Annotated in this window: 10 protein-coding genes, 1 tRNA gene and 1 pseudogene; 5 read left to right on the top strand and 7 right to left on the bottom strand. The window is 72.5% G+C overall.

Annotated elements, in window-relative coordinates:
* Positions 1-14 precede the first annotated feature (14 nt).
* From ABWI07_RS25290 to ABWI07_RS25305, 4 genes are read right to left on the bottom strand one after another with little or no spacing between them, the layout of a single operon-like run.
* Positions 15-1,601, bottom strand: a complete 1,587-nt coding sequence (locus tag ABWI07_RS25290; RefSeq protein ID WP_353820011.1) for an FtsW/RodA/SpoVE family cell cycle protein — start codon at positions 1,599-1,601, stop codon at positions 15-17.
* Positions 1,602-3,188 (bottom strand): Stp1/IreP family PP2C-type Ser/Thr phosphatase, encoded by a 1,587-nt coding sequence (locus tag ABWI07_RS25295; protein WP_149262708.1) that lies wholly within the window; start codon positions 3,186-3,188, stop codon positions 1,602-1,604.
* Complete coding sequence (locus tag ABWI07_RS25300) at positions 3,185-3,682, bottom strand: FHA domain-containing protein FhaB/FipA (RefSeq protein ID WP_149262707.1); 498 nt, start codon at positions 3,680-3,682, stop codon at positions 3,185-3,187. Before ABWI07_RS25300 ends, ABWI07_RS25295 begins: the two co-directional genes overlap by 4 nt.
* Positions 3,683-3,693: 11 nt before the next feature.
* Entirely contained in the window at positions 3,694-4,449 is a 756-nt protein-coding gene (locus ABWI07_RS25305; RefSeq protein WP_067627928.1) for an FHA domain-containing protein, read from the bottom strand.
* A 128-nt stretch (positions 4,450-4,577) separates the two neighbouring features.
* Here ABWI07_RS25305 and ABWI07_RS25310 point away from each other — a divergent pair.
* Both ABWI07_RS25310 and ABWI07_RS25315 read left to right on the top strand, forming a co-directional pair.
* A tRNA-Leu gene (locus ABWI07_RS25310) sits at positions 4,578-4,660 on the top strand.
* Positions 4,661-4,861: 201 nt separating this feature from the next.
* Positions 4,862-5,179, top strand: coding sequence for a hypothetical protein (locus ABWI07_RS25315; protein WP_502912851.1), 318 nt, complete (start codon positions 4,862-4,864; stop codon positions 5,177-5,179).
* Positions 5,180-5,238: 59 nt separating this feature from the next.
* Here the strand turns inward: ABWI07_RS25315 and ABWI07_RS25320 are convergent, their stop codons facing one another.
* A complete protein-coding gene (locus ABWI07_RS25320) occupies positions 5,239-5,955 on the bottom strand; it encodes a hypothetical protein (protein WP_353820012.1) in 717 nt (238 codons plus the stop codon).
* 194 nt (positions 5,956-6,149) lie between these two features.
* Between ABWI07_RS25320 and ABWI07_RS25325 the strand changes: the two genes are divergently transcribed.
* Positions 6,150-8,321, top strand: coding sequence for a sensor histidine kinase (locus ABWI07_RS25325; RefSeq protein ID WP_353820013.1), 2,172 nt, complete (start codon positions 6,150-6,152; stop codon positions 8,319-8,321).
* Positions 8,321-8,983 carry a response regulator transcription factor gene (locus ABWI07_RS25330; RefSeq protein ID WP_353820014.1) on the top strand — a complete coding sequence of 221 codons (663 nt, stop codon included), beginning with the start codon at positions 8,321-8,323 and terminating at the stop codon, positions 8,981-8,983. Before ABWI07_RS25325 ends, ABWI07_RS25330 begins: the two co-directional genes overlap by 1 nt.
* A 24-nt stretch (positions 8,984-9,007) precedes the next feature.
* On the opposite strand, the pseudogene ABWI07_RS25335 reads toward ABWI07_RS25330, so the two are convergent.
* Both ABWI07_RS25335 and ABWI07_RS25340 read right to left on the bottom strand, forming a co-directional pair.
* Positions 9,008-9,174: pseudogene (locus ABWI07_RS25335) on the bottom strand (AAC(3) family N-acetyltransferase); the annotation flags it as partial.
* Positions 9,175-9,396: 222 nt separating this feature from the next.
* A complete protein-coding gene (locus tag ABWI07_RS25340) occupies positions 9,397-10,482 on the bottom strand; it encodes a DUF5937 family protein (RefSeq protein WP_149262702.1) in 1,086 nt (361 codons plus the stop codon).
* Between the two features lie 99 nt (positions 10,483-10,581).
* Between ABWI07_RS25340 and ABWI07_RS25345 the strand changes: the two genes are divergently transcribed.
* Positions 10,582-11,820, top strand: a complete 1,239-nt coding sequence (locus ABWI07_RS25345; protein WP_353820015.1) for an MFS transporter — start codon at positions 10,582-10,584, stop codon at positions 11,818-11,820.
* Positions 11,821-12,148 lie beyond the last annotated feature (328 nt).

Raw genomic sequence — 12,148 nt, forward strand, 5'->3', positions numbered from 1 at the left:
TCATAGGGGGGAAGTCACCTCGTGCTCACGATCTGGGTCATGCCCTCGTCCTGGATCGCCTGGGGGGCCGGCTTGCGCGCGTCGTGGCTCATCCGCACCAGGATCGCGATCAGGATCCAGTTGGCCATCAGCGACGAGCCGCCCTGGGACAGGAAGGGCGTCGTCAGACCGGTGAGCGGGATGAGCCGCGTGACGCCCCCGACGATCACGAAGACCTGCAGGGCCAGCACGAACGACACGCCGCCCGCGAACAGCTTCAGGAACGGGTCCCGCGCCGCCACGGCCGTCTTCATCCCGCGTTGCACGATCAACGCGTATATCAGCAGCAGCACCATCAGACCGGTGAGCCCGAGCTCCTCGCCCAGCGAGTCGAAGATGAAGTCGCTGAACGACAGGGGCGTCCGCCACGGCTCGCCCTGGCCGAGCCCGGTGCCGAGGACGCCGCCCTGGCCGAGCGCGAACAGGCCCTTCATGAGCTGCGCGCTGTCGGAGTACTCCCCGCCGAGCTCGGCGCAGGCCGAGAAGCCCGGCGAGCCGTCGCCCTGCGCCTTGAACCTCTTGTAGATCTCGGTGTCGGGGTTGACCGGGACGACCCTGCCGCTCTCCAGCAGGCAGCCGCCGTCGAAGTAGGGCTTCGGGTTCTGCCAGATGTCGATGCGCTGGTTCACGTGGCCCATGAACGGCAGCAGCGTCGCGATGAAGACGCCGACCGACAGCAGCCCGATGCCGATCAGCACCCACGACACCCGCTGGGTCGCGATGTACAGCATCGACACGAACAGGCCGAAGAACAGCAGCGCCGTACCGAGGTCCTTCTGCATGAACAGCACGCCCAGGCAGAAGAACCAGATCACCATGATCGGGCCGAGGTCGCGGGCCCGCGGCAGGCTGATCGGGCCGAACTTCTTGCCGATCAGCGACATCGCCTGCCGCTTGTTCACCAGGTAGCCGGCGAAGAACACGACCAGCAGCAGCTTCGCGAACTCGCCCGGCTGCACCGAGAACGGACCCAGATGGATCCACACCCGGGCGCCGTTGATCTCCGCGCCGATGCCGGGGACGATCGGCAGCAGCAGCAGAATGACCGCGCTGAGCCCGATCAGGTACGTGTAGCGCTGGGCGGTCTTCGGCGTGAACGACAGGGGCGCGTCCGGCTTGTCGGTGTCGCGCATGATCAGCACGGCGGCGACGAACAGGCCGATCCCGACGAACGTCCACATCAGCTGGCCGGGCGCGTCGGCGGCGTCGGGGAGCAGCTTCTTGCCAGCGGCCGCCGCGACCTTGCGGTCATGGCTGGTGTCGAGGTCCAGCCGGTAGATCATCGCCAGCCCGATGCCGTTCAGCGCCACGGCGAGCGGCAGCAGCAGCGGGTCGGCGTAGGGGGTGAACTTGGCCTGGATGAGGTAGGCGGCGAGGGCCAGCACGACCAGCCCGCCGCCGTAGATGAACAGGCCGCCGGGGATGTTCCCGTCACGCGCGAGGCCGACCTCCGCGAACGCCGACAGCGTCAGGACCATCGCGAAGACGAGAAGCGCCAGCGACGCCGCGTTGCGCCGCTGGTACGGGAGGTGGGCCCTGATCTGGTCGCCGATCGATTGCATCTACGAGCTCCCCCCGCTCGAGGGGCAGTCCTTGATGGACGGGCTGCGCTTCTTGCACTCTTCCCGGCGCGCGCCGAGCTGGTCGAGCCTGGTCTGCGCCGCCTTCTGCCCGATGAACACGAGGGTGCCCTTCTGGACCGCGGAGACGTCCGAGGCGGGCAGCTCGTCGATCCGGACGCCGCTCTTCTTGACGTCGGTCTGCCGGCAGTTCTGCTGCTCCCGGCCCTTCACCATGACGACCTCGCCGTCCTTCTCGACCAGCGAGTACTTGCAGACGGCGGTCTCCAGCTGCTTCAGCGCGTTCGGGCCGTCGACGGTGTAGGTGTCCTTGACCTGCTGCTGGAGGTCCTGCGGGAGGTCGGCGACCAGGATCGGCTGCTTCGGCTGGTCCTTCTTGGCCGCCTCGCGGGACAGGCTGAGGCCCGGCACCTTCTGCGTCGTCCCGCGGTAGAGGACGACCTCGCCGGCCTTGTTCGCGCCGATGTAGTAGCCGTTCCGGACGTTCTGCAGCAGCACGAACCCGCCCGCGACGACGCCCACGACGACCACGCCCGCGACCACGACCAGCCACGTCCAGCGGCGCGTGCCGCTTCGCCTCGCCTGCATCTGCTGCGCCTGCGGCATCGCGCCCGGCGCCGGTGGGGGGCCCATCGGGTCGCCCATCGGCATCGGGGCCTGCGGCGGCGGCATCTCGTCGACCGCCACCGGCGGCTGCGGCCGGGTGTCGCGCAGCTGCGCGGCCCGCCCGGCCGGGGTGTCGGCGACGGTCGTGTTAGGGCCCGTCCCGCCGCCCGGCGGCTCCGGCGGCGCCGCGTTCGCCGCCGCGCCCACCGCGTGGCCGGGGCCGCCCGTCGGGGGCTGGCGCTCCAGGTCCACGACGTCGGCGACGACGCAGGTGATGTTGTCGGGGCCGCCGCCCCGGTTCGCCAGGTCGATCAGCTGCCGGACGGCCTGCTCGGGGTCGTCCACGTCCGTGAGCACCTGGAAGATCGTCTCCGCCGTGACGACGCCCGACAGGCCGTCCGAGCACAGCAGGTACCGGTCGCCGACCTTCGCCTCGCGCAGCGACAGGTCGGGGTCGACCTCGCCGCGGCCGTCCAGCGCCCGCAGCAGCAGCGACCGCTGCGGATGCGAGGCCGCCTCGTCCGGGCTGATCCGGCCCTCGTCGACCAGCGACTGCACCAGCGTGTGGTCGTGCGTGATCTGGAACAGGCTGCCGTCGCGCAGCAGGTAGGCGCGCGAGTCGCCGATGTGCACCAGCGCGACCTGGTTGCCCGCCCACAGCATCGCCGTCAGCGTCGTCCCCATGCCCTGCAGGGCCGGGTCGGACTCCACAATGCGGTGCAGGTTGTCGTTCGCCGTCTTGACCGTGTGCTCCAGCGCGGCGAGCAGCTCGGTGGCGGGGAGGTCCTTGTCGAGCGCCCGGAGGGCCTCTATCGCGGCGGCGCTCGCGATCTCGCCGCCGACGTGCCCGCCCATCCCGTCGGCCACCGCGAGCAGGTGCGCGCCCGCGTACGCCGAGTCCTCGTTGCCCTCGCGCAGCATGCCCACGTCGGAGCGCGCGGCGTAGCGGATTCCCAGAGTCATTTGCGCAGCTCGATCACGGTCTTGCCGATACGGACCGGGACGCCCGGCGGGACCGGCATCGGCCGGCTCACCTTCGTGCGTCCGAGATACGTCCCGTTGGTCGAGCCGAGATCTTCCACGATCCACTGACCGTCCTGCGCGAAAATTCGGGCATGGCGGCTCGAAGCGTAGTCGTCGGTCACGACGAGCGTGGCGTCATTGGCACGGCCGATGGTGATGGGCACCCCCGTGAGGTCGATGACGGTGCCGGCCCGCTCGCCCTGGACGACCACCAGCTTCGTCGGGGCGCCGTTCTGGGCGCTGCGCTGCGGGCGCGGCGGCTTCGGCTGCCTCGCCGCCTTGGGGGGACGGGGCTGGGACGCGCGTGTGGCCGCCTTCGTCGCGGCCTTGGAGCCGAACAGGTCGGCCCTGATCACGCCGACGGCCGCGATGACGAACAGCCACAGCACCGCCAGGAACGCCAGCTTGATCAGCGTGAGGGTGAATGGGGACATCGGAGTCGGGGTTACTCCCTATCGCGGCGGAACACAAGGGTCGTGCGGCCCATCGTGACCCGGGAGCCGTCGACCAGCGTGACCCGCCGGATCGGCTGCCCGTTCACGAACGAGCCGTTGGTCGACCCTAGATCCACGAGAGCGATTTCGGGACCTTCTACGCGGATCTCGGCATGGTGCCGGGACACGCCAGGGTCGACGAGGCGCAGGTCGCAGTCGGTGCCGCGACCCAGCAGGGTCACTGGGGTGTTGATCTCATAGGTGCGCTGAGTCGTGTCCGATCCCTCCACCGCCGTGGTCACCAGCAGGCGCGGATGCCCCCCGAACACCCCGCCCCGGCCGCCCTGCGGCACGTCGCTCACCGGCCGGCGGATCTCCCCGCCCTCGACCGTCGAGCCCCGGATCACCCCCGACCTGATGCGGAACATGCCCGTGGCGAGATCGCCCGCGTTCTCGAACCGCACGCGCACCGGACCGACGAAGGAGTACCCCTGCTCCTTCGCGTACTCGCGCGCCAGATTCGCCAGCTCCTGGCTCAGGCTGTCGGCGTACACCTGGAGCCGCTGCCCGTCCTGCTGAGAGATCTCGACGACGAAGTCGTTCGGAACGAGCGTGCGGCCCTGTGCCACGATCGCCGCCCGATCGTCCATCTCGCGCTGCACAGCACTGGCCACTTCGACCGGCTGCAGCTCAGACTTGAAGGCACGGGCGAAGGCCCCTTCGACCATGCCCTCGAGCCGTCGCTCGAAGCGCTGAATGACGCCCACGGGCACCTCCCTTCCCCACTGGTAGACGATCGTATCGGTGCGAAGGTTCGCTCGGCGTATCTGGATACCTAACCACTCCCGACCCCGTGCTAGCCTTTTCAGGCACCCGGAAACGGGACGGCGCCCACGGGCGGGTGGCGGAACGGCAGACGCGCACGGTTCAGGTCCGTGTGTCCGAAAGGATGTGAGGGTTCAAATCCCTCCTCGCCCACACAGGGGTACAGACGAAAGTCGTAGCCCCACAGTGACGGAACAGACCCCGGAGCAGCAAGCTCCGGGGTCTTCGTCGTTACGGAGGCCAGTCTTCTGTGACCGCAGCGACCGAAACGGCACGCGCGCAGGAGGACGCCTCGGCCCTTGGGTCCGGTTTGTGGTGGTGTGCCGGCCGCTGGCGCCGCGCATGGCCGGGCGCTTGGTCGATGCGGTCAAGACCGCCCTGGACGCCCAGAGCGTCGTGGTTCCCGGCACCGCCGCGGCCGCGGCCGTCCGGCCCCACCTGGCCCGGTCCCTGCGATCTGTCCACGACCAGCGCGAACAGGTCGCGGCCCAGGTGGAGGAGATCCTTGATGCCCACCCTCTCGCCAAGGTCCTGATCTCGATGCCCGGCATCGGGATCAGGACCCGCGCACGCATCTGCCCGGCCCGCCGCCGCAGCGACGCCATCTACGCCATGCTTGGCGACAAACAGCCCTACCAGCCGACACGCAAACCCGCTGCACGAGCAGCTTGACGAATCCCATAGGGACACCCCCCCGTGAACCACTCCGCCCCGGGCGGACGGGGCGCCGCTCAGCGGGGTGCCAGGACGTCCGCCGGGCGCAGCGCCAGCCACACCCCCACCACCGTGTAGGTGCCCAGCAGCCATGCCGCGCTGACCAGGGTGGCCGCGCTCCCGCCGGCGGCCTGCCCCGCCATCGACACCGGCAGCCACAGGCCGCACAGCGGGAGGTACCAGCGCAGCGGGCCGCGGTAGCGGCCGACCTTCAGCACCGCGATGCCGAGGACCAGCATCCCCAGGTTGGACAGCGGCCAGCACGCGTCGATGATCGCCAGCCAGGGCGGCAGGTCCTCGTACGTGTGGCCCACATACGACATCGAGAGCAGGTTGAACAGGAACGCGCCGGGCGTCAGCGCCAGCACCGCGATCGGGAACGCCCGCCCCTTCCGCGCGCCCGTCCCCCCGGTGCGCAGCACGACCAGCGCCAGGCAGAACAGCCCGGCCACATAGCCGAGCCCGGTCACGCAGTCCACCAGCGTGATCCCCTTCTTGACCTCCTCCCCGACGACGACGAGCCCCACCGCCCACACCGCCGCGCCGGCGGCCAGCATCACCCCCGCCAGGCGCACCGCGGCCGCCGTCCGCGGCGCGGGCAGCCCCGGCCCCCCGGAGGCCGCGGGCGCGCCGGCCTGGCCCATGTTGACGAGCCTGCTGCGTTCCACGCGGACCGGCGGCTCCGGCGGGTGCGGGTGTTCCGTGGGGTCCTGTCCCATCGGCCGTATCGACATGCTCACTCCACGATCTTCCATGCGGCGCCCCCTGCGCCGCGGTACGTCCACCATCGGCGGGGGACGTCCCGGGCGGGCAGGGGCGGCGCGCACTCCGCCGTCCCGGATCTGCCCGGCCGGACCGGGATATCGTCCCCGCTGGTCAGGGGCGCCCGTCCCGGCCCGCGGGACGGCGGGCATGGGATCCTCGGTGCGTGAGAAAACCGCTCCCTGCCTCCCGTTTCCGGTGGTCCGGGCGGTGGCTCACGACCGCGGCGGTGGCCGCGGCCGTCGCCGTCGCCGCGGGTACCGCCGCCGGGTTCTGGCTCGACGCGCTGAACGGCGACGGCCGCCGTCCCGAGCCCCTGGCCTGGTCGGCCTGGGGCTCCACGGTGCCGGGGCTGGCGCTGGCGCTGGCCGGCGCGATCCTGGCCACCCGCCTGCCCCGGCACGTGATGACCTGGCTGCTGGTCGGCGGCGGCGTGCTGGCGTGCGGCAACGGCGTGGCCGCCGCGTACGCGTCGTTCTCGCTGCTGGAACATGGCGGCGCCCTGCCGCTGACCTCGCTCGCCGCCTACATCGGCGGCCGCACCGGCCCCTCGCTCAACCTCATCCCGCCGCTGTTCCTGCTGTTCTTCCCCGACGGGCGGCTGCCCTCGCCGCGCTGGCGGTGGCCGGTGGGCATCTCGCTGGCCTGCACCGGGCTGGCGCTGCTGTTCGGCCTGACCGCCCCGTGGCGGGTCTTCGTCTCCGCCGAAGGCGAGAGCCCGGACGGTCCGAGCATGGCCGGCCTGGCGCTGGACCCGACCACGCCGCCGCTGCCCGACGCCGCATGGCGCACGCTGCTCGGCCTCATCCTGCCGCTCATCGCCGTCAGCCTGTTCGTGCCGGTCGCGGCGTTCGTCCGCCGGTTCTTCGGCGCCGACCCCGAACGGCGGGCGCAGCTGCGGTGGATGCTGCTGGCCGCGCTGCTGAACCTCGCCCTGATGGCCGTCCCGCTGCTCGCGCCGGGGAACTGGGTGAACGACGCCGCGTTCGCCGCCGGGTTGGTGGCGCTGGCCGCCGCCGTGCTGATCGCGGTGTCCCGGTACCGGCTGTACGAGGTGGACCTGCTGCTCGGCCGCACCCTGCTGTACGGGGGGCTGGCGGCCGCGGTGGTCGCCATCGACATGGCCGTGTTCCTGAGCGTGGGCACGCTGCTCGACGAGCCGCTGGCCGCGATCACCGGCGCCGGCGTCGTGGCCGTGCTGTACGCGCCGCTGCGGGCCCGGCTGCAGCGCTCCGTGGCCCGGCTGGTGACCGGCCGCGGCGACCCGTACGACGTGGTGTCGGCGCTGGCGCGCCGCCTGGAGGACTCCAGCGGCTCGGGCGAGCTGCTGGTGGAGGTCGCGCAGGCGGTGGGCGCCGCGTTCCGGTCGCCCTACGTGCGGGTGGAGATGAACCGCACCGACGGGCACACCGTCGTCGCCGAGCACGGCACCGCGAGCGCCGGCGCGGTGGTCCTGCCGGTGGCCTACCGGGGCGTGCCGATCGGCCGGCTCACCCTCGTGCCGCAGACCGGGACGCGCCTGTCGGACGCCGACCAGCGGCTGCTGGCCGACGTGGTCCGGCAGGCCGCCGCCGCCGTCCGCGCCACCGCGCTGACCGAGGAACTGCAGCGCAGCCGGGAACACCTGGTCACCAGCGTGGCCGAGGAACGCCGGCGGCTGCGCCGCGACATGCACGACGGGCTCGGCCCCGCCCTGGCCGCCGCCGCCCTGAAGATCGAGGCCGCCCGCAACCTGGCGGCCCGCGACCCCGCCGCCGCCGACCGGACCCTGGCCGACGTGCGCCGCGACCTGTCGGCCGTGCTCGCCGACGTGCGCCGCCTGGTGCACGACCTGCGCCCGCCCGCCCTCGACCAGTTCGGGCTGGTCGGCGCCGTCCAGCGGCAGATCAGCCGGTTCGACGGCGCCGGCCTGGCCATCACCCTCGACCTCGGCGCACCGGGCGCCGCCGCCGGCTCCGGCGAGGCGCTGGCGGACCTGCCGGCCGCGGTCGAGGTCGCCGGCTACCGCATCGTCTGCGAGGCGCTGGCCAACGTCACCCGGCACGCCGCCGCGAGCCGCTGCACCGTGCGCCTGGCCGCGCCCGCGGACGCCCTGGAGATTGAGATCACCGACAACGGCCGCGGGATGGCGCCGGACGCCGTCGTCGGCGTCGGACTGCTCGGGATGCGCGAGCGGGCCGAGGAACTCGGCGGGCAGTGCACGGTGACCTCTCTGCCGTGCGGCGGGACACGGGTGCACGCCGTCATCCCGTACCGCGCCTCGGCGCGGCGGCACGACCACGAGAAGCGGGACGCCGGGATAGAGTCGCTGCCCGCCGCCGACCTGGGAGGAGCCTGATGACCGCTGCGGAACGGCCGCGGGTGCTGCTGGCCGACGACCATCCGATCTATCGCGATGGCCTGTCGCTGATGCTGACCTCCACCGGTGCCGTGGAGGTGGTCGGCACCGCGGCCGACGGCGTCGACGCCGTCGACATGGCGCGGCGGCTGCAACCGCATGTGGTCGTGATGGACCTGCAGATGCCCAAGCTGGACGGCATCGAGGCGACCCGCCGCATCACCGGCAGGCACCCCGACATCGCGGTGCTGGCGCTGACGATGCACGAGGACGACGAGAGCGTCCTGGCCGCCATGCTCGCCGGCGCCCGCGGCTACCTGGTCAAGGGCGCCGACCAGGCCGAGATCCTGCGCGCCATCACCGCCGTCGCCAACGGCGAGATCATCTTCGGTCCCGCGCTGGCCGCGCGGGTCACCGCGTACTTCGCCAGGCTCGCCGCCCCCCGCGCCGCCGAGCCGGACCCGTTCCCCCACCTCACCGCGCGCGAACGCGAGGTGCTCACGCTCATCGCCGGGGGCCTGACCAACCGCCAGATCGCCGACCGGCTGTCGCTGTCGCCCAAGACGATCCGCAACAACGTCTCCGCCGTGCTCGCCAAACTCCAGGTCGCCGACCGCACCCAGGCCGTCCTGCGCGCCCGCGAGGCCGGCCTCGGCCCCTGACCCCGCCCACCGCACGCGCGTTCGTCAGCGGAGCCTGCTCTCGATCCAGGTGACGGCGTAGTCGACGGCTTGCGACGCCTCGAACAGGTGACTGTCGGCGGCGCCGACCCTGCCCTTCCGGCCGATTCCCTCGGCGAGCATGTCCTCGGCGATGACCGCGAACGGGTCCCGCCCTCGGGCACCCGCCGCCCTCATCCGCCTGGCCCATCCGATCGACGACGAACGGTACGCCCTCATCGCCGACATCTAGTCACCCGGCGACGCCCACCACGAGAGCCGTACGGCGTCGACGCGCGGCGAGCGCCTTCGGCCATGCCCGTAGAGGTACCGACCATGTGGCCGGTGGTGCTGGTGATGTTGCCGAACGGTGCCGGTCAGGCGGCGTCGTCGGGTGTCCCGGGTGCTCGGCCCGCTCAGCGCAGGACGGCCGCCAGCAGGTCGGCCCCCAGTGCGGTCAGATCGGTCAACTTCGCGGTGTACCGAACGTAGCGGCCCTGCCGCTGGGCCGTGAGCAGGCCTGCGCGGCGCAGGACGGCGAGGTGGCGGGAGACCTCCGGGGGCGAGAGCTCCCAGGCGTGGGCCAGCTCACCGGTGGTGTGCGGGCCGCGGGCCAGGGTGCGCAGCAGCCGCAGCCGGACCGGATGCGCGAGCGCCTCCAGCCGTAGCGTGACCGTTTCCAGCGATACCGGTTCCGATGGACTCGCCTCGGCGACGGGGTACTGCACCACCGGCTGCCACCCGGGCGCGTAGACCGCCACCAGATGCGGGCGGCCGAAGACGCTGGGGAGGAAGGTGACCCCGGTGCCGCGGGCGGCGGTCGCGCTGTCCTGCAGCTTGTCCACGATGATGTGGTCGCCGTCCGGTGCCAGGGTCACGGCGCTGGAGACCGACGCGAGTGCCGCCCTGACGCCCTGCTGCTTCAGCAGGTCGTTCTTCAGACGCAGGTCGGTGGCCAGTTGCGCGGCGACGCCCGTCCAGGCGAGGTCGAAGAAGGCCTCGGCGCACTGTTCGAGGGTGTCGCGCACCCGGGCTCGCACGCCGGCCGGGTCCGCGAGCAGCCGTTCCGCGAACGCCTCCTGGAGCGCGCCGCGGGCCTGGGCCAGGTCCAGGGCCCGCTCGCGCGCCGCCGCGTCGGCGAGCGGCGACGGCGCGGCGAAGTGGACCCGGTTGCTGCCGCACGTGGTGATGAGCGCGGCGGTCACATAGGTCTCGTCGTCGATCCGGTCCACCTCGTCCAACTCCTCGGCGAGGGTCGGCCGGGGACGAGCGGGGACCAGGAAGTCCGCTCGTGAGGAACGCCAGAGGAACTCCGCCTCCCTGAGCCGCTCGGCAAGCTCCGGTCGCAGTCCGGCCCAGACGCCCCCGGCCCAGCCGGCGAGCCCCGGGTGATGCCCGGGTTCGGCCAGCACGTGCAGCATCGCGGTCAGCTCGGCCAGCGGGGAGGCGGCGAACCGCAGCCGCCCGGCGGGCAGATCGCCGATGTCGATCCTCAACGTCATCCCTTCATCCTCGCTGGTCGGACGGCCTACCGCCGTCTCGGTTGACGGTCTTCGTCAACCGAGACGGCCGGCCGGGCGGCCGGACGCACCGTTGACGCCATGGCGACCACCACCGAGATCCACCCGCGCGCCCTCCTCCGTGCCTCCGGAGGCCCCCGCTATGCCGTCGCCCTGGCGGTGGACGCGCTCGGCACCGGCTTGCTGCGGCCCTTTCTGCTGCTCTACGGGGTGATGGTGCTGAGGCTGTCCGCGTCGGGCACCGGCATCGCCATGACGGCCGGCGTCGTCGCGGGGCTGGTGTGCATGCCCGCTGTCGGCCGTTGGATCGACCGGGGCGCACGCAGCACGGTCGTGGCGGCATCGATGCTGGTGAGGGTGCTGGGCGTGGCGCTGCTGCTGGCCGCTCCCGCAGGGCACGCCTGGCTGTTCGCGGCGGCGGCGCTCTTCCTCGGTATCGGCAACCAGGCGTGGCCGGCCGCCCACGCCGCCCTCGTGGCCACGGTCGCCCACGGCCGCGAACGCGACGCCGCTCTCGCGGGAGGCCGCGCCCTGCGCAACGCCGGCCTGGGCGCGGGCGCCCTCCTCGCCACCGCATGCCTTGCGGGCGGCGCCACCGCGCTGCAGGCGCTGGCGGCCGTCACCGGGCTCGCCTATCTCGCTGCGGCCGCCTTGGCATGGTCGGTCCGCCTGCGCACGCGTCCGGCTGTTCCGGCCAAGGGCGGGGTCGGCGGCCCCGCACCTCGGATGCGTGCGCTGCTGGCCGCCAACGTGGTCTACGTCTTCTGTCTCAACGTCCCCGAAATCGCGGTGCCTCTGGTCCTGGTGACCCAGTTGCACGCATCCCCGCTGTGGTCGGCGGGCGTCTTCGTGGCGAACACGGTGCTGGTGGTCACCCTGCAAGTGCCGGTCACCGTCCTGATGTCCCGCTTCTCCCGGCGGACCGTGCTGGCTCTCGCCGGCGTGGTACTCGCCGCGTCCTACCTCGGTTTCCTGGCGGCCACGTCGCCGGGACACCGCTGGAGTGCCCCGGCCGTCGCCGCGGTCTCCCTGGTCTGCGCCATCGGCGAGATCATCTATGCCGGCAGCGCCACCGCGCTCGTCACCGCCCTCGCCCCGGCCCCGGTCCTCGGACGCGCCCTCGCCCGCTTCCAGCTCTCCACCGGCTTCGGCCTCGCCGTCTCCCCGGCGGTCATCACCGCTCTCGCCTCCTGCGGCCCGCTCGCCCTCTGGGGCGGCCTCGCCGCTTCGACGCTCCTCTCCGCCTCGGCCGTCGCCACCGAGAAAGATCAAGGACCACGCCCGGCTGGTCGCCGCCGCCCGGCGAGAGCGGATTCGTGAGCTCGGCGGTCGCCCCGGGGCCGGCTTGAAGCAGCTACGGCGGACTTTCACTGGCTTCTTGTGCCGGGACTTCGCCATTAGCGTCAAAGCAAGGCGTCCTGTTCACCGGCGGGTGCCTCGCCCGTGCACCGCTCATTCGAGAGGAGTGGAAGATGATCTTACTGAGCCGGGGGCGGTCCTCTGTGACCGTAGAGGCCGAGGGGCCGGAGCGCTCGTCAGAGTGGCCCGGCTCCTCGGCCCGCTCTTTACTGGGCGCACCCGGGCGCCCTGGGCGGCGTGCGACTGCATGAACGCCCAGCACCTGACCGGGTCGACTGTCGGTGCTCGA

The organism is Actinomadura sp. NPDC000600 (assembly GCF_040492135.1).
GTDB lineage: Bacteria > Actinomycetota > Actinomycetes > Streptosporangiales > Streptosporangiaceae > Spirillospora.